The 17,843-nt window shown below is 61.7% G+C and carries 16 protein-coding genes; 7 read left to right on the top strand and 9 right to left on the bottom strand.

Going from position 1 to position 17,843, the window contains the following annotated elements:
* Positions 1–8 precede the first annotated feature (8 nt).
* The 5 genes from dprA to IEX40_RS20785 all read left to right on the top strand — a co-directional run bounded on the left by dprA (position 9) and on the right by IEX40_RS20785 (position 5,996).
* Positions 9–1,109 (top strand): DNA-processing protein DprA, encoded by a 1,101-nt coding sequence (gene dprA, locus IEX40_RS20805; protein ID WP_188751949.1) that lies wholly within the window; start codon positions 9–11, stop codon positions 1,107–1,109.
* A 76-nt stretch (positions 1,110–1,185) separates the two neighbouring features.
* Positions 1,186–1,743, top strand: coding sequence for an L-threonylcarbamoyladenylate synthase type 1 TsaC (gene tsaC, locus IEX40_RS20800; protein ID WP_229680873.1), 558 nt, complete (start codon positions 1,186–1,188; stop codon positions 1,741–1,743).
* A 25-nt stretch (positions 1,744–1,768) separates the two neighbouring features.
* On the top strand, positions 1,769–2,683 hold the full coding sequence (hemF, locus tag IEX40_RS20795) for an oxygen-dependent coproporphyrinogen oxidase (RefSeq protein ID WP_188751938.1): 915 nt from the start codon (positions 1,769–1,771) through the stop codon (positions 2,681–2,683).
* A 14-nt stretch (positions 2,684–2,697) separates the two neighbouring features.
* On the top strand, positions 2,698–3,531 hold the full coding sequence (gene aroE / locus IEX40_RS20790; protein ID WP_188751936.1) for a shikimate dehydrogenase: 834 nt from the start codon (positions 2,698–2,700) through the stop codon (positions 3,529–3,531).
* A gap of 95 nt (positions 3,532–3,626) precedes the next feature.
* Entirely contained in the window at positions 3,627–5,996 is a 2,370-nt protein-coding gene (locus IEX40_RS20785) for a Lon protease family protein (RefSeq protein WP_188751934.1), read from the top strand.
* Between the two features lie 56 nt (positions 5,997–6,052).
* Here IEX40_RS20785 and IEX40_RS20780 read toward each other — a convergent pair whose 3' ends face one another.
* The 5 genes from IEX40_RS20780 to IEX40_RS20760 form a co-directional block, all read right to left on the bottom strand.
* Positions 6,053–7,165: a DUF1513 domain-containing protein gene (locus IEX40_RS20780; protein WP_188752059.1), complete on the bottom strand. Its 1,113-nt coding sequence runs from the start codon at positions 7,163–7,165 to the stop codon at positions 6,053–6,055.
* On the bottom strand, positions 7,155–8,267 hold the full coding sequence (locus IEX40_RS20775) for an imelysin family protein (RefSeq protein ID WP_188751933.1): 1,113 nt from the start codon (positions 8,265–8,267) through the stop codon (positions 7,155–7,157). The genes IEX40_RS20780 and IEX40_RS20775 overlap by 11 nt, the downstream gene beginning before the upstream one ends.
* Positions 8,264–9,712 carry a di-heme oxidoreductase family protein gene (locus tag IEX40_RS20770; RefSeq protein WP_188751930.1) on the bottom strand — a complete coding sequence of 483 codons (1,449 nt, stop codon included), beginning with the start codon at positions 9,710–9,712 and terminating at the stop codon, positions 8,264–8,266. The genes IEX40_RS20775 and IEX40_RS20770 overlap by 4 nt, the downstream gene beginning before the upstream one ends.
* 5 nt (positions 9,713–9,717) lie before the next feature.
* Positions 9,718–11,016 (bottom strand): imelysin family protein, encoded by a 1,299-nt coding sequence (locus IEX40_RS20765; protein WP_188751928.1) that lies wholly within the window; start codon positions 11,014–11,016, stop codon positions 9,718–9,720.
* Between the two features lie 211 nt (positions 11,017–11,227).
* Positions 11,228–11,776, bottom strand: a complete 549-nt coding sequence (locus IEX40_RS20760; RefSeq protein WP_188751927.1) for a gamma carbonic anhydrase family protein — start codon at positions 11,774–11,776, stop codon at positions 11,228–11,230.
* A 116-nt stretch (positions 11,777–11,892) separates the two neighbouring features.
* On the opposite strand from IEX40_RS20760, the gene prlC reads away from it, so the two are divergent.
* On the top strand, positions 11,893–13,926 hold the full coding sequence (gene prlC, locus IEX40_RS20755; protein ID WP_188751925.1) for an oligopeptidase A: 2,034 nt from the start codon (positions 11,893–11,895) through the stop codon (positions 13,924–13,926).
* Positions 13,927–14,002: 76 nt separating this feature from the next.
* Positions 14,003–14,287 carry a YheV family putative zinc ribbon protein gene (locus IEX40_RS20750; protein WP_188751923.1) on the top strand — a complete coding sequence of 95 codons (285 nt, stop codon included), beginning with the start codon at positions 14,003–14,005 and terminating at the stop codon, positions 14,285–14,287.
* A 105-nt stretch (positions 14,288–14,392) separates the two neighbouring features.
* Here IEX40_RS20750 and IEX40_RS20745 read toward each other — a convergent pair whose 3' ends face one another.
* Genes IEX40_RS20745 through IEX40_RS20730 form a run of 4 tightly spaced genes read right to left on the bottom strand, consistent with a single transcriptional unit; the run spans position 14,393 to position 17,817 of the window.
* Positions 14,393–15,742, bottom strand: a complete 1,350-nt coding sequence (locus IEX40_RS20745; protein WP_188751921.1) for an MATE family efflux transporter — start codon at positions 15,740–15,742, stop codon at positions 14,393–14,395.
* 10 nt (positions 15,743–15,752) lie between these two features.
* Complete coding sequence (gene znuB / locus IEX40_RS20740; RefSeq protein WP_188751920.1) at positions 15,753–16,547, bottom strand: zinc ABC transporter permease subunit ZnuB; 795 nt, start codon at positions 16,545–16,547, stop codon at positions 15,753–15,755.
* 6 nt (positions 16,548–16,553) lie between these two features.
* The gene (gene znuC / locus IEX40_RS20735) at positions 16,554–17,327 is read right to left on the bottom strand and encodes a zinc ABC transporter ATP-binding protein ZnuC (RefSeq protein ID WP_188751918.1); all 774 of its coding nucleotides are present in this window, start codon (positions 17,325–17,327) and stop codon (positions 16,554–16,556) included.
* Positions 17,320–17,817 carry a Fur family transcriptional regulator gene (locus tag IEX40_RS20730; protein ID WP_188751916.1) on the bottom strand — a complete coding sequence of 166 codons (498 nt, stop codon included), beginning with the start codon at positions 17,815–17,817 and terminating at the stop codon, positions 17,320–17,322. The genes znuC and IEX40_RS20730 overlap by 8 nt, the downstream gene beginning before the upstream one ends.
* Between the last annotated feature and the right edge of the window lie 26 nt (positions 17,818–17,843).

Genomic DNA, 17,843 nt, shown 5'->3' with positions numbered 1-17,843 from the left:
GTTAATGCATGCGCGATCCAAGGGAATGGATCGCTGCAACCCTGCTGCCAGGGATAGGTCCAGCGACGCTGGGCCGGTTGCGTACAGCCGGGATTGCAGCACCAGATCTTTTCAGCACCACCCCCTCACCAGCCAGCCCTCTGAAACTGCGGCCCGAAACCCTGGCCGGCATCCACGAGTATCGGGCCGGTGGCGCACTTTTCCGCCGCGCCAGTGAGCTTCAGGCTCAGGCTATCCAGCATGGCTGGCAGCTGCTGGCGATCGACTCCCCCACTTTCCCCGACCTGCTGAAACAGATACCGGATCCGCCGATTCTGCTGTGGCTGCACGGCGATGCCGGCCTGCTCTCGCTGCCACAACTGGCGATTGTGGGCAGTCGTCACGCCAGCCGCGGCGGCGTGGACCACGCCTACAGCTTTTCGGCTGAGCTGACCGCTGGCGGCTTCGTCGTGACCAGTGGCCTTGCCAGGGGCATTGACGCCGCCGCCCATCAGGCCGCCGTTGATCTGCAACGGCCGACAATCGCCGTATTGGGTACCGGCCTGGATCGTTGCTACCCGGCAGCCAATAGACGCCTCGCCGAGAGCATAATTGCTAGCGGAGGGCTCCTGGTATCCGAATACCCGCCCGGTACCGCGCCATTGCCGCAAAACTTTCCGCGTCGCAATCGCATTATCAGTGGTATGAGTGTGGGCACTCTGGTGGTCGAAGCCGCGCCGCGCAGTGGATCGCTGATCACGGCAAGGCAAGCGCTGGAGCAGGGACGGGAGGTGTTTGCACTGCCCGGCTCTATCCATAATCCGCTGAGCAAGGGCTGCCATAGCCTGATCAGAGAGGGCGCCAAGCTGGTCGAAACCAGCCAGGATATCCTGGCTGAATTGGCCCCGTTGCTCGGCACCTTTATCGCGCCGGCGGTTGCTGAAGCTGATGCCGAGGAGGGCCAGCATGAGGAGCCATTGCTGACGCAGATACCCTTCGATCCGATAGGGTTTGATCAGCTGGTCGATCGCCTGGCGCTGCCGCCGGCCGCGCTGCAGCAGGAGCTGATGCGGTTGGAGCTGGAGGGGCGCATAGAGCTCAGAGGCGCGTATATACTTAGGCTGAGGTAAAAGACCACTCCGCAGTTGCAAAGCGTACGGCGAGCCGTTAGTTTGCCCTTTTTCGATTGCGATGGGGCAAGAAAACGTGAATGACTGGCATCTGCGTCAAGCTATCCGGGTGCTGCGCAATGGGGGCATCATCGCCTACCCCACCGAGGCGGTATGGGGGTTGGGGTGTGATCCGTTTAATCCCGAGGCAGTACGTCGATTACTGGAGATCAAACGGCGACCCGAGCATAAGGGACTGATTCTGGCGGCGGCGAGCGAACAGCAGATCGAAGCGCTGCTCAGCCCTCTGTCGGCAGCGCAGCGCGACCAGCTGAGCGAGACCTGGCCGGGACCCAATACCTGGCTGGTGCCCGATGCGGCACAGCTAATACCGCGCTGGATCAAGGGCCAGCACTCGGCCGTTGCGTTAAGGGTCAGCGCTCACCCGGTGGTGCAGGCCCTGTGTGATGCATTTGGTGCCCCCTTGGTCTCCACCTCGGCCAATGTCAGCAGTGCGCCTCCGGCGAAAAGCAAAACTAAAGTAAGGGCTTACTTCGGCTGCGAAATAGATTTCATCGTGGATGGCGCCTTGGGCGGGCTGGATAAACCCACCACAATAAGAAGCCTGTCAGATAATACGGTAGTTAGGTCGTAAGTAAACACATACTTCGGAGGTTGCCATGTCAGCACCGGACAAGGCCGCGGTTAAGGCCTATCTCATTGATCTGCAAGACCGGATCTGCGCTGCGCTGGAGCAGGCAGATGGGCGGGAGAGCTTTGTCGAGGATAGCTGGCAGAGAGAGCAAGGCGGTGGTGGTCGTAGCCGCGTAATCAAGGGCGGCGGCCTGATAGAAAAGGGCGGCGTCAACTTCTCCCATGTTTACGGTGATGGCCTGCCGGGGTCCGCCACCGCACACCGCCCGGAGCTGGCCGGGCGTCGCTTCGAGGCGATGGGGGTGTCGCTGGTTATCCACCCGCACAACCCGTACGTGCCGACCTCCCACGCCAACGTACGTTTTTTCATCGCGGAGAAGGATGGCGAGGCGCCGGTCTGGTGGTTCGGCGGAGGTTTCGATCTGACCCCCTACTACGGCAATGATGAGGATTGTGTGCACTGGCACCGAACCGCCCAAGCCGCCTGTGAGCCGTTCGGTGAGGATATCTACCCCCGCTTCAAGCGCTGGTGCGACGACTATTTCTATCTCCGTCATCGCGATGAACCTCGGGGTATCGGAGGTCTGTTTTTCGACGACCTGAACGAACCGGGTTTCGACCGCAGCTTCGCATTGATGCGCGCGATTGGGGATGCCTACATTCCGGCCTATCTGCCGATCGTGGAACGGCGTCGCGCTACCGCCTATGGTGAGCGTCAGCGTGACTTCCAGCTGCACCGCCGCGGTCGTTACGTGGAGTTCAACCTGGTCTACGACCGGGGCACGCTGTTCGGCCTGCAGTCGGGAGGGCGCACGGAGTCGATCCTGATGTCACTGCCGCCGGAGGTGCGCTGGGATTATAACTGGGCACCCGCGCCAGGCAGTGAAGAGGCCCTGCTCTACGAGCGTTATCTAAAGCCGCGCGAATGGGCTCAAGAGTGATTATAGGGGGAAAAATGGCTGATCGTTACGCCGTATTCGGCAACCCGATCAAACACAGCAAATCGCCGCGTATTCATGCTGCCTTTGCAGAGCAGACCGGGGAGGCGGTGGACTACCGTGCGCAACTTGTCGAGCTTGGCACAGGCGTGTTCGAGCAGCAGGTTGAGCAGTTCTTTGCCGAAGGCGGAAAGGGACTGAATATCACCGTGCCGTTCAAGCAGAACGCCTGGCGTATGGCGAGCTGGCGCTCAGCGGCGGCGGAGCGAGCCGGTGCCGTCAATACCCTGTACCGCAATGAGTTGGGTACCCTGTGTGGCGATAACACCGATGGTGTAGGCCTGGTCTGCGATCTGCAGAACAATAACGGCATTAGCCTGAAAGGGGCCAGAGTCTTGATGCTTGGCGCCGGAGGGGCCGTTCGGGGTGTGCTCGAACCGTTTCTGAAGGCAGGGGCTGTGGAGATCGTCATTGCCAACCGAACGGTGGCAAAGGCGCAGGAGTTGGTCGAACTGTTCAGTGATCTGGGGCAGCTGTCCGCCTGCGGCTTCGAGGATATCGAAGCGCGAGCCTTCGATGTCATCGTCAACGGTACCTCCGCCAGCCTTCAGGGCGAGTTGCCGCCTCTGCCCGATGCGATAGTCGGTGCCGATTCGGCCTGCTACGACATGATGTACGGCGCACAGCCGACCCCGTTCTGTAATTGGGCATCCCAGCGCGGTGCGGCGAAGGTGATCGATGGCTTGGGTATGCTGATTGAACAGGCGGCGGAATCGTTCCGTATCTGGCGTGGCGTCAAACCCCAAACTCCCGAGCTGATCGCCCAGATACGGGCGGAACTGAGCGGTTAAGCGCCGGTACAAGCCTCAGTCGCTTCAACCTTCCCTTGCATAATCAAAGCGTTGGGCGGTATAACGGGGTGAACATTCTGCTTTAGGGTCGTCCTATGGAAAAGCACGCTCCTTTACCGCCCGAGGCTCTCTATCGCACCTGCGATACCGATCTGCTGCCCTTTCGTACCACTGAAACCCTGGAGAACTTCACCGGCTTCTTCGGTCAGGAGCGCGCGCTCGAGGCGATGGAGTTCGGTATCGGCATGCCGCGTCCGGGCTATAACCTGTTCGTCATGGGAAACCCGCATACCGGGCGCTTCTCCTTCGCCACGGTCAATCTGAAAAGCGTTGCCAAGAAACAGCACAAGCCCCATGACTGGTGCTACCTGAATAACCTCAAGGACAACCGTTACCCGGTGTCGCTGAAACTGCCCGCCGGTAAGGCCGTACGTTTCCGCCGCGATCTGGGCAGGCTGTTTGACACCATTCTCAGCGAACTCCCGGCTGCGTTCGAAAGCCCGGGATACCAGCGTCTGAAGGGGCGTATCGAGCGCGATTTCAACCGCCGCTATGACAGTGCCGTCGAAGAGATCGAGAAGCGCGGCCGTGAGTGCAGCATCGCGGTGTACCGTGAAGCGGGCCAGATCGGCTTTACCCCGGTGGCCAATGGCCAGGCGATGGATGAGGCCCAGTTTTCCGCCCTGCCCGAGGAGGATCGCGAAGCGTTTCAGCGCAACATCGCCGAGCTGGAGGATCTGCTCAATGACAGTCTGACCGAGCTGCCGAAGTGGCGCCGGGAGGCCGCGGAACAGATGCGCGAGCTGGAACGGGACACGGCGCGGCAGGCGGTCTCGGCACCGATACAGGCGCTGAAGGACAGCTATACCAATCTACCCGGCGTGCCGGCCCATCTGGATCATGTGGAGCGCGACCTGATCAAGCACGGCGCCGAGCTGGTCGGCGACGGCACCATCGAGGTCAAAACGGATGCCGGCCGGCGCAGCTGGCTGGAGGATAACTACGGCATCAACCTGTTGGTCGATAACGAGAAGACCAAGGGTGCTCCGGTAATATTCGAAGCCCACCCGAGCTATGACAACCTGTTCGGCCGCATCGAGTACACCAGCGAGATGGGGGCCATGGTCACCAACTATCAGCTGATTCGCCCCGGTGCCCTGCACCGTGCCAACGGTGGCTATCTGGTGTTGGAAGCGGAGAAGCTGCTGGACCAGCCCTTCGTTTATGGCGCATTGAAACGGGCACTGAAGGCCGAGGAGATCCGCATCGAAAACCCGGTCAACGAGTATACCGGTGTCACCACCATTACCCTGAATCCGGAGCCGGTGCCGCTGACCGTTAAAATTGTGCTGATCGGTGGCCGTGACACCTACTACCTGTTGCAGGAGCTGGATCACGATTTCGAGAAGATGTTCCGCGTTGTGGTCGACTTCGATGAGGATGTCAGCCGCACACCGCACTCGATCCGCCAGTATGCGCGGCTGATGAAGACGCTCTCCAGTGAAGAGCACCTGGCGGCGTTGACCCGCGAAGGCGTAGCACGGCTGGTTGAGCACAGCTCCCGCCTGGCGGAGGATCAGGAGCTGCTGTCAGCCCATATCGGCGAACTGGTCGACCTGCTCTGCGAAGCGGACTACCGTCGCAAGGAGAGCGGCGATGACCTGATTAACGCCATCCACGTGGAGCAGGCGCTATCGGCCAAGGAGCGGCGCACCGGAAGACTGGCGCAAAAAATTCTCGATGGCATCCTCAACGCAACGGTATTGATTGATACCGAGGGTGAGGCGATCGGCAAGTCCAATGGTCTGACGGTATTGCAGGTCGGCGATGTCTCCTTTGGTACACCGGCCCGCATCACCGCGACCGTTCACCCCGGCAGCCGCGGTATTGTCGATATCGAGCGCGAGGTGACGCTGGGGCAGCCGATCCACTCCAAGGGAGTGCTGATACTGTCCGGTTATCTCGGTCATAAGTATGCCCGCGACTTCCCACTGGCCCTGTCGGCCAGCATCGCCCTGGAGCAGTCATACGGCTACGTGGATGGCGATAGCGCCTCGCTGGCGGAGATCTGTACGCTGATCTCGGCCCTGACCCACATTCCGATCCACCAGCAGTATGCACTGACCGGGTCGATCAACCAGTATGGCGAGGTGCAGGCGATCGGTGGAGTGAACGAGAAGATCGAAGGTTTCTTCCGTCTGTGCAACACCCGCGGATTGACCGGTAGCCAGGGTGTGATCATCCCGCAGGCCAATGTGCGCAACTTGATGCTCAAGCGCGAGGTGGTCGATGCGGTCAGCGACGGCATGTTCCACGTCTACGCCGTCTCGACTGTGGACCAGTGCCTGGAGATCCTGACCGGCAAGCCCGCCGGACGGCTCAAGGAGGATGGCCAGTTCACCCAGCGCAGTGTCGGCGCGCAGATCGTAAAACGGCTGCGGGAGATCGCCAAAGCCAAGGCCTGAGTGCGGCCGTCGTAAGAAGAAAAGGGGCCTTTTGGCCCCTTTTCAGTAGCAGCTGATCAAGCCTTGGCCTGGAACAGCATCATGTGGTTGTCCCAGGCGAGACTGCTCAGCTGTGGCGGCAGCCGTAAGGGCTCGCGGTACTCCTCGCGTGGGTAGAGGGTATAGCAGTGACCGCGGCCGCTGCTGGCGATGAATACCTCCGGCTCCTCGGTGGCGGCCAGGCCGCAACCATCCGCCGCTTTCAGGCTGGTCAGGTAGCGGCTGTTATCCACGTCCCAGAAGGTGATCAGGTTGCCCCGGGGCGCGCTGACCGCCGCAATGCGGCCGCTGCTGTCGAAGCGGGCGCTGCCGCAATACTGTGCCATCTGGCGGTTAATCTCCGTCGGCGCTTTCAACAACCGCAGTTCGCTGCCCCGGCGGTGCAGTGCGACCAACGGCTTATCGTCGGCGATGTCGCCTTGATACTGCAGCGCGATGATCACCTCGCCCCGGCTGTTGATATCGATATGACGGATGCTGAGCTGGTGATCCTCATGCGGCAGAAAACGCTGTTCGAGGAGCCTGCCCGTATCCTGGTCGATATAGGCCAGAGAGGGCGTCATACTGTCGATATTGAGTTTGTCTCGTCCATCGGTAAGGATTCCGCCGTTAGCAACCACTAATGTGCTGGCGTCGGGTGCGAGCAGCAGCTCGTGAGGACCGATGCCACCGCTGCTGAAGTCGCGCACCGGCTGCTGTGGGGTGGCCAGATTGCGCAGGGTTACCCTGCCCTCGCCGCTGGCCATGTCCATCTCGGTGACCCAAAGACCTTGGCCATCGCGGGTGAAAATGGCGTGGCCATAAAAATGGCGGCCGGGTTGCGGTTCTATCCGCTGCTGCAGTTGGCCGCTGGTGTAGTCGACCAGATCGATGTAATAGCCGGGACGCCTGGCCACTGCCGCGACCCAGGGTTTGGACGGATGCGCCGCCACGTGATGCGCCCGGTCGGGCAGTGGGTGCCGAAGCAAGCTGCTGCCCAGCTCATCCATCACCACCAGCAAGTGACTGCCATCGGCAGTATCGGCGGCACTGGCGATCAGAATACGCGCCTGCTGGGCCGCGACGGGCAGTGAGGACAGTAACGGTGTGCCGACCAGCAGCTGCAGCAAGCGGCGGCGATTAATCTCCATCACGGCTATTGAACCCCAGCTGTATATCCAGTGCTTTCATCGCTTTACCAAGCAGCAGATCGAGTGTCTTGAGCGATTCGGTGGTCGCGATCAGCTCCGCGTAGTGGCTGTCCAACGCCTGAACCAGGGAATCGCCCAGCGGCTGCAGTTGTTCATCGAGCAGCGCGAAATGCTGTTCGATCGCCCTGGCCAGGTCCGCTTCACCGCGCTGGCGCAGCAGCTGTTCCAGACCGGCGCTGTCGCCCTTGAACAGCGCATGGGCCGCGTGCAGGTTGGTGCGGATATTGGCCAGTGACTGCTCACTCATCCAGCTCTCGGCGCGATGAGGATAGGTGCTGTTTGCGCCCTTGCCCAAAACCGCCAGCAGCTTGGTGTCGCGAATCAACTCGATCGGCTCCACCAGGGACTTCATCAGATCGACGCTGAAAGCCGGTACGGCACCCGACTCGGCTTCATCTTCGGCCGCGTCACCGCTGCCGCTCAATAGACGTTTGCCCTGCGCTTGCCAGTCCCGATAGATTTCGCCGGCCATGGCCGAAAGATTGCCGGCGATCGCCTGCGCCAGGTGGCAGTCGACCCCGGAACCCTGTATCCGGTCCAGGGCATCCGCCCTGAACAGTAGCTGTTCCAGCGCCGGCAGGCCCTTGATCGACACGCTGGCCTGATGGAAAAACTCCCCATCGAAGGTTGAGTCCGCCGGCAGTGCCAAGGCTGCTTGCAGCTGTTTGCGGCCGATGCTCTTGCGGTCCGGCCAAAACTGGATGCTGTAGTTGCGCATCAGATAGGTAACCGGGCCGAACTGGAGGTGGGACACGCCCTGCCAGGCGTTCAACGTATCGCGGTAGGCTTGCCGTGTATGTGCCAGGCTGTCGCTGTCCGGCTGCTGGCACAGTGCGATGCTGGCCTCGGCCAAGCCCTGTGCTTCAGAGGCGAAGTGCGCATAGGCGGGCAGGATATCCGCATGCAGCGTTTCTTCGTTATACGCCTGCCAGTCAACCGACTGTGCGGCAGCCCGATTGCCGTGGATCAGCCCTGCCAACAGAAACAGGGCGCTGGCGCCGACCAGAGTGGGCAGCAGGCTGGTGTTGATTCTGTGTTTCATAGTGACTCCAGAAACCGGATCAGTGCTCTGCGATCCTTTCGACTCATGTTGATAACCTTGCTCCGTGCAGTTTCGGCTTCACCGCCGTGCCAGAGGATCGCTTCCAACAGGGTGCGAGCCCGACCGTCATGGAGGAAATAGCCATTGTTGCTTACCCGTTGTGTCAATCCCACGCCCCAGAGCGGCGCGGTGCGCCATTCGTTGCCGGCGGCGTCGAACTCAGTATGTTGATCGGCCAAGCCCGGGCCCATATCGTGCAGCAGCAGGTCGGTATAGGGCTGGAACCGCTGGTGCGCGAGCGCGGGCCACTGGGGCGAGGCGCCGGTACGTTGGCTTGGTGTATGGCAACCGGCGCAACCGCTGTTATAAAACAGCTGGCGGCCGCGGATGACGTCCGGCGCGCTCTGCTCGCGGGCGGCGGGTACGGCCAGGTGGGCGGTGTAAAAGGCCAGCACTGCCATCATCTCCGGTGACGCTTCCAAGCCGCCCTGCTGCTCTGTGTTGCCGTTGGGCTGCGCCAGACAGGTCTGCTGGCGCTCGGTGCAGTTACCGCTGGCGGCAGGGTGGATCGGGTTGCCGATGCCGATATCGTTGGCCAGGGCGCTGGCGTTTTGCTGGGCCAGTGTTGGCTGTCCCGCCTTCCAGCCGAATCGTCCCGGTAGCAATGTACCGCGCTCCAGATCATAAACCCGGTTGATACGCCCGGAGATCCCGTCACCGTCAGCATCGTCAGGGTCGGCCAGTGCCTCGAGATCCGATTCCGGTATCTGCTCCAGAAGCCCCAGGCCGATCATCGGCGGCGCGATGCGAAAGGAGGTTCTCAACGCCGGATCGAAGTCGCCGTAACCGGGCTGGATAACCCGTACCACGGGAGATCTGAGCTCGGCAGACTCACCTTCGGAGAGCGTCACTCGATGAGTGGTATAGTCGATCTCAACCCGCCCCTCGGCGGGTACACCGGCGATGGCGAAGGGCTGTAACTGGGTGCCGTAAACCGGATCACCGGCCAGACCGCCGGTACGGGCCGCCGCCTGGCGTTCGACGCTGTCCAGCGGCACGCTGAGCCTGAGCAGTGAGGAGAGTTTGTTGATACCGGCGCCGGTAATCGGGTTGCCGCGACCGTCGTTGACGTGGCACTGGCCGCAGGCGCGAGCGTTGTGCAGCGGGCCGAGGCCATCACTGGCGGTGGTGGATGAGGGCGACGGCACCCAGATCTTGTTGAAGATCGCTTCGCCGAGCACGAACGACATGCGGGTATCGAGGTCGAGATTCGCGGCGGGCTGGGAGAAGGGGTGCCGACCCGGAGGTCCGGTGACTGTAGTGGCGCCGCCTGCTGCGGGCTGTTGAGCCCGGGTGGGCTCCGCGCCAATCAGGCTGGCACTGAGGGACAGTGCCAGCAGACCGGCGTAGAGGGGGGCGCGCACAAAATGTGGCGCTGCTGCCATCGGGTTTACTCGGCGCCAACGGCGGTCGGGTTATCCAGGCTGTCGGAGCCCTCGATGGCGACTTCGCCCAGATTCAGCTTGGCGATCACCTCCTCGGTTACACCGGTCTGGGCGACCAGGGAGTTGACGAAGTTCTGCACCAGTTGGCCCCCTTCGCTGTTACCCGGCGCGATCATCACGTCAAACGGCGCGCCCTGAGCTGCCGAATCGACCATCGCCTGGCCAGCAGCCTGGGTGTTGTCCAGCTGCGCGCGCATCTTCTTGTCCAGCTCAGCGTCGGCTGCCGCAACCAGGTCGGACAGAGAGGGGCCCTGTATCTGGCTGCCGTCGATGCGGGTGTACTGGCCCAGGTAGACATTCTGGATCCCCTTGGCGTCGTAGTAGTGCGACCAGTTGGTGTTATCGGAGAAGCAATCATGCTCCTCCTCCGGGTCATGCAGCATCAGGCCGAGCTTGGTGCGCTCGCCACCCAGCTCGCCGTAGGCCAGGCTGCCCATACCCGTGGTGATGCTGGCCAGCCCTTCGGCCGCGCTTTTCGCTTCCAGCTCCGCACGTGCGGCGCCGCCCGCCTGCCAGTTGGCCACCATCTCCTCAAGGTCGGTGATCAGCAGTCGGGTAGCGCTTTCCAGGTACTGGGCGCGACGCTCACAGTTGTCGCCGGTGCAGTTCTGGCTATCGAAATCGGTATGGGGGCGCTCGCCAGCACCGGGTTCGGTGCCGTTAAGGTCCTGGCCCCAGAGCAGAAACTCAATCGCGTGGTAGCCGCTGGCGACATTGGCTTCTATACCGTCGATCTCATGCAACTGCTGGATCAGCTCCGGCGTGATGGTACTGGCATCGACAGTTTGACCGCTGATGGTCAGCGACGGGTTGGCGATGATATTGGCAGTGTAGAAGGGGTTTTCGTAGGACTCGATGCCGTAGCTGTCGGTGTTCACGTAGTCGATCAGGCCTTCGTCCAGTGGCCAGGCGTTGACGCGCCCCTCCCAGTCGTCGACGACACTGTTGCCGAAGCGGAATGCCTCCGACTGCTGGTACGGCACGCGTGCTGCGATCCAGGCTTCACGGGCTTGCTTCAGTGTCTCTTTCGACGGTTTGGCGATCAGCGCCTTCACCGCTTCGTGCAGGGTATTGGCACTGCTCAGTGAGTCGCCATAAACGGCCAGGGCCATATCGGCGTAGTGCATGACCACCGCGTCTGCACTGGGATCTTGGTTGGCGGCCTGCACCGCACTGCTCAGTGTCAATGGGGCGACAAGTGCGGCGCCGATCAGGCTGGCTCCTAAAGCGCGTCGAAAGGTCATGCGATTGGCTCCTTGATCCGGTCTCGATATGCGAATTACGCTAATCTAAATGAAAAGCGTTATCAATAGCAATAACCTGACGGCAATAGACGCGAGAAATATGCGGGATAGATCGAGGGATGATCAGCCTGATCAGGCTGGATAAGCCGTATGGCGGGGGTTCTTCGCGTTAGGGTACCGGAGCAGCCGACCTGCTCCGGCGTTCAGGCGGTCAATCGAGAGCGGCCCACTCCTCGTCGAGATGCTTGTCCTTGAGCTTGACGTAATTGTTGGCGGTGTAGGTAAAGAACTCCCGCTCTTTATCCGTCAGTTCGCGCTGGGGCTTGGCCGGACGACCGACATAGAGGTAGCCGCTCTTCAGGTGCTTGCCCGGCGGTACCAGCGATCCGGCACCGATAATCACCTCGTCGTCGACGATGGCACCATCCATTATCATTGCGCCCATGCCCACCAGTACCCGGCTGCCGATCTTGCACCCGTGCAGCATCGCCTGGTGGCCAACGGTCACATGGTCGCCGATCTCGAGCGGAAAACCGTCCGGGTTATAGGGGCCGGCATGGGTGATATGCAGCACAGAGCCATCCTGAATGCTGGTGGAGTGGCCGATACGGATGCGGTGCATATCACCGCGAATCACCACCAGTGGCCAGACCGAGCAATCGTCGCCGATCTCCACGTCTCCCAGCACCACGGCGCTGGGATCGACAAACACGCGTTCGCCCAGTTTCGGGGTCATGCCCTGATAGCTGCGGATCTTCATTCTAACGCTCCTGTTGAAAAGGCCCTGAATGCGCTCCATTGTATAGCAATAGAACCCGCCATTGATGTCGTTGATGTACCTGTCGGCGCGTAAAAAGAGTTCGAGGAGTGCAATCCATGTCCAACCCCCTGCTTGAGCAGCACCATCTGCCCCCTTTCAGCAGCATCCATCCAGAGCATGTGGAGCCTGCCATCGATGAGCTGCTGGCCCGCAACCGTTCGCGTATCGCCCAACTGACCCAGGATGCCGAGGTGCCGAGCTGGGAATCGTTGGTGGAGGTGCTGGAGCAGCTGAACGACGAACTGAGTCAGGCCTGGTCGCCGGTATCACACCTGAACTCGGTGATGAACTCCGATGAGCTGCGTGAGGCGTACAACCGTTGCTTGCCGAAGCTGTCGCAGTACTGGACTGAGCTGGGCCAGAACCAGGCCCTGTATCAGGCGTTCAAGGCGCTGGCCGAGAGCGACGGCTACGCCGAATTGAGTCAGGCACAGAAAACCGTGGTCGAGCACTCGCTGCGTGATTTCCGCCTGTCCGGTATCGCGCTGCCCGAGGCGGAACAGAAACGCTACGCCGAGCTGCAGCAGCGGCTGTCCGAATTGACCACCAAGTTCTCCGAAAATGTGCTCGATGCGACCCACGGCTGGTACCGTCACATAACCGACGAAGCCCAGCTGGCGGGGCTTCCGGCCCATGCGATCAGCGCTGCGAAGGAAGCGGCACAGGAGCGCGAACTGGAGGGGTGGGTGATCACCCTCGATTTTCCGGCCTACTTTGCGGTGATGGCCCATGCCGAGGATCGCAGCCTGCGCGAGGAACTCTACCGCGCGTACAGCACCCGCGCCTCCGACCAGGGACCGACGGCGGGGCAATGGGACAACTCGGCGATCATGGACGAGATATTGGAGCTGCGCACCGAGCTGGCCAAGCTGCTCGGCTTCGACAATTACGCCGATTATTCGTTGGCGACCAAGATGGCGCAGTCATCAGAGCAGGTAATCGGTTTTATTCGCGACCTGGCCGGCAAGAGTCGCACCCTGGCCGAGCGCGAGCTGGGCGAGTTGAAGGGCTTTGCCTTGGAAACCGATGGCCTGGATGAGCTCTGTGCCTGGGACCTCAGCTTCTACGCCGAGAAGCTCAAGCTGGCGCGTTTCGATATCTCCCAGCAGGCCCTGCGTCCATACTTCCCACTGCCGAAGGTGCTCGATGGGCTGTTCGCCGTGGTCGGGCGGCTATTCGATGTGCAGTTTGAGCAGATCCTGGAGTTCGACAGCTGGCACAAGGATGCGCGGCTGTATCGCTTGAGCCGCGATGGTGAGGCGATCGCCTACTGTTACCTGGATCCCTTTGCCCGCGCGAAGAAGCGCGGCGGTGCCTGGATGGATGATTGTCGGGTGCGGCGCCGCCTGCCGGATGGCTCGCTGCAGCTGCCGGTGGCCTACCTGGTATGCAACTTCACCCCGCCGACCAGCGGCCACCCGGCACTGCTGACTCACGATGAGGTCACCACCCTGTTTCACGAGTTCGGCCACGGGCTGCACCACATGCTGACCCAGATCGACGTATCCGATGTCAGCGGCATCAACGGCGTGGCCTGGGATGCGGTGGAGCTGCCCAGCCAGTTCCTGGAGAACTGGTGCTGGGAGCCGGAGGCGCTGGCGCTGATCTCGGGCCACTATGAGACCGGTGAGCCGCTGCCGCAGGAGATGCTCGACAAGATGCTGGCAGCGAAACATTTCCAGGCCGGCATGATGATGCTGCGGCAGCTGGAGTTCGCGCTGTTCGACTTCCGCCTGCACGGCGAATACGAGCCGGGCAAAACCAAGGTACAGGCGGTGCTCGACAGCGTGCGCGACGAGGTGGCGGTGTTCCAGCCGCCGCGGGAAAACCGCTTCCAGAACGGTTTTACACATATCTTTGCCGGCGGTTATGCCGCCGGATACTACAGCTACAAGTGGGCCGAAGTGCTTTCCGCCGATGCTTTCTCCCGATTCGAAGAGGATGGTATCTTCAATCCGGAAACCGGTTTGGCCTTCCGGCAGGCGATATTGGAACAGGGTGGTTCGCGTGAGGCGATGGAGCTGTTCGTCGAGTTTCGAGGCCGTGAACCGAGCGTCGATGCACTGCTGCGTCACTCGGGCATCGAATAGGCGTACAATAGGGCCATAAATTCCAACGCCGATGCAGGGGGCCTATGGCTCCCTGCTGAAGCCCGAGAGTGTTGAGATGAGTATTGTAAAACGTTTTATCGCCGGTGCCGTTTGCCCGCGCTGCGCGCAGATGGACGCGGTGCGCATGTACCGTGACGACGAGCGCGAATACCGTGAGTGCGTCAAATGTGGCTTTGAGGATTCACTACGCCTGGATGGCCGTCCCGATCACGAAGAGCTGGAGACGCGGGTCAATCAGCCTCGCGCTGACAAGGCGCCGAGCGCCAGCGACGCCGAACGAGATCAGGTACAGGTGATCAACTTCAACCCCAACCCCGGGCAGAATCGGCGCGATCACTGACCCTCCACGCTAAGCTGTGAGGCTTGAAAACACCGGTTACACGGCAGGCCTCAGGCAGTGTGTAAACGCTTGCATACTGTCTGTGCTGCGCTATCTGTCAAGCGTCTATCCGCTCATCCAGGCACCGCTTCGGCACAGGCGCCAGTACACATAGCCACCGCTAATACCACGCGCGGCGAAGAAGCTGACAAAGGCGATCCACAGGCCGTGGTTCGCCAACGATTGTGTCAGCCACCAGACCGGTGCAAATACGGCGAACACGGACAAAAGCATGGTGTTCTGCATCGCCCGCACCTGGGTGGTGCCGATAAATATCCCGTCGAGCAAGAAACTCCAGATTCCGATCAGCGGCAGCGCCACCAGCCAGGGCAGGTAGCGCGCCGCCTCGGCGCGTATCGATTCGATACCGGTCAGCAGGGCAATGATCAGGTTGCCGCCGAAAGCGAAGATCAGGGTCAGGAGCGCAGCGCTGACCAGTGACCAGATGCCGGCGCTGACCACGGTGCGGTAAAACCTGTCCAGGTTGCGCTGGCCCAGGGTACGTCCGGTCAATGCCTCCGTGGCATGGGCGAAGCCATCCAGGGCATTGGAGATCAGCATCAGGAAGTTCAGCAGCACCGCGTTGGCTGACAGGATATCGGTACCCTGTTTCGCCCCTTGGGCGGTAAAGAAGGCAAAGGTGAGCAGCAGCGTTACCGTGCGCACGAACAGGTAGCGATTCACGTGAATCAACGCGGCATAGGCCTTGAGCCGTCTCAGTGGCTCCAGCAGCCACTGCCCGGGAATGCCGATGAGCAGGCGGCGACAGTACCAGATCCCCAGCGCCAGGCTGGCCCATTCTGCGATGACGCTGCCCAGCGCCACCCCGGCGGCATGCATACCGAAGCCATACACGAACAGCAGGTCCAACAGCATATTCAGCAGATTGCCGAAGGTCAGCAGCAGCAGCGGCACACGGGTGTTCTGGTTGCCGACGAACCAGCCCAGCAGCGCGTAATTGCACAGCGCCGCCGGTGCGCCGAACACGCGGATCGTAGTGTAGCTGCGCGCCTCGTCGAGCACATCGGCGGCGGGATCCATCAGCCTCAGGGCCAGCTCAAGCGTTGGGGTACGCAGCAGAATCAGGGCCGTACCGATCAGTGTGGCCAGGATCAGCGACTGCGCCAGCAGGGTACGGATGGTGGTGCCGTCATCCCGCCCCGACGCCTGGGCAACCAGTCCGGTGGTGCCCATGCGCAGAAAGCCGAAGGCCCAGTACAGGATCGAGAAGATCATGCCGCCGACGGCGACTGCACCCAGGTAGTGGGGCGACGGCAGGTGGCCGATCACGGCGGTATCCACCAGCCCCAGCAGCGGTACGGTAATGTTGGACAGCATCATCGGCCAGGCCAGCGACCAGATGCTGCGATGGAGCGCCCTGTCGGGCCAATAGCGCCAGTGTTTCAGTGCGGTCATGGATGGCTGCTTATGCCCTGGATAAGCCGCGTGGCGCGGCATAGAGCAGCAGGAACTCGACCAGTGCCGCAACCACCACGGAGGGGCCTGCGGGGGTATCCCAGAACCAGGAGGCGGTGATACCGCCGACCACGGCGATCATGCCCAGCAGCGAGGCGTAGATCGCCATCTGCTCAGGCGTATGCGCCAGGCGGCGGGCGGCGGCGGCCGGGATGATCAGCAGCGAGGTGATCAGCAGGATGCCGACCAGTTTCATCGCCACCGCGATCACGGTGGCGATCAGCAGCATCAGCGCCAGCCGCACGCCCAGGGTGTTGACCCCCTCTACCTTCGCCAGCTCCTCGTTGATGGTGATCGCCAGCAGCTGGTCCCATAGTTTCCATACCAGGAACAGCACCAGCACGCCGCCGCCGTAGATCCAGTACAGATCCTCCGGGGCGATCGCCAGCAGATCCCCGAACAGGTATTCGATCAGGTCGATACGTACATTATCGAGCAGTGCAACGGCGACCAGGCCCAGCGACAGCGAGCTGTGCGCCATGATGCCGAGCAGGGTGTCGGTGGCGACGATATGCTGGCGCTGCAGGCTGACCAGCAGCAGCGCCAGCAGCACGCAGCAGGCTACGACCGCCAGATTCAGGTTGATGTCGAACAGGAAGCCCAGGGCGATGCCGAGCAGCGCGGAGTGAGCCAGGGTGTCGCCAAAGTAGGCCATCCGCCGCCAGACGACGAACGCGCCCAAGGGGCCCGCTATTGCCGCGATGCCTATGCCTCCAGCCAGCGCCAGTAGTAAGAATTCAGCCATGGTGTGTCAGTGTCCGTCGCAGCAATGGGTGGAGGGTTGATCTGCGATCACATCGCCGTGGATATCGTGCTGGTGATTATGGTGGTGGTTGTACAGCGCCAGGGCACTGGCCTGTGCCGGGCCGAACAGCTCGTGGAACGACGGGTCGTTGCTGACCATCTCCGGATGACCGGAACAGCAGATATGATGGTTCAGGCATACCACATGATCGGTTGAGGCCATCACCAGGTGCAGATCGTGGGAGATCATCAGTACGCCCAGCTTGCGCTCCTTGCGGATGCGCGCGATCAGCTGGTAGAGCTCGATCTGACCGTTGATATCCACCCCCTGCACCGGTTCATCGAGCACCAGCAGCTGCGGGTTGCGCAACAGAGCGCGGGCCAGAAGCACCCGCTGGGTTTCGCCACCGGACAGGTCATGGATCGACTTATTCAACAGGTGGTCGGCACCTACTGCGGTCAGTGCAGCGTTCACATCGATTGCCGCGGTCCTATGCGGTACCTGCATAAAACGGGCGACCGTCAACGGCAGGGTGCGGTCGATGTGCAGTTTCTGCGGCATGTAGCCAACACGCAGCCCCGGCTGGCGCCAGATATTGCCCCGGGTCGGTTTGAGCAGGCCGAGCACCACGCGCACCAGTGTGGTTTTGCCGGCGCCGTTGGGGCCGATCAGTGTGGTGATGCAGTCGGTATGCAGGTTCAGGTTGATGTTGTTCAGCACCCGGTCCTCACCGAACTGCACCTCGATCTGACTGAGTCGAACCAGATCGCGATTAGGCATGGGCGCCTCCTGTCATGCGGCAGTCGGGGCAGAGCCCGACCACTTCGACCATCTCCTGTTCGATCTCGAAGCCAAGTTCGCCAGCGCTGGTTTTGAGTGCGCTGTGTACCGCGCCGGCATTAAGCTCGACCGCCCGTTGGCAACCGCGGCAGATCAGGAAACCGCTGCGGTGGGGACGCTCCGGATGGGGACAGCCGACATAGGCGTTGAGCGATGCGATGCGGTGCACGAAACCCTGTTCCTGCAGGAACTCCAGTGCCCGATACACCGTCGGTGGCGCCGAGTTGAAGCCGGCCTTGGCCAGGGCTGGCAGCAGTTCGTATGCGCCGAGCGGCTGATGGTTCTGCCACACCAGCTTGAGCACCAGTTCGCGGATCGGGGTCAGCCGCTGTTTGCGATCACGACAGAGTACCCGCGCCGTCTCAAGCGCTTGCTCGATACAGTGCTGGTGGTCGTGATCGGATTCAAATCCGGGGTCATCCTGGCTCATATTGACACTTCCTCGGAAAACGGTTG

The organism is Marinobacterium zhoushanense (assembly GCF_014641945.1).
Classification (GTDB): Bacteria; Pseudomonadota; Gammaproteobacteria; order Pseudomonadales; family Balneatricaceae; genus Marinobacterium_D; species Marinobacterium_D zhoushanense.
Note: the sequence above shows the minus strand (reverse complement) of the source record. Positions and strands in the feature narration are given on the sequence as shown.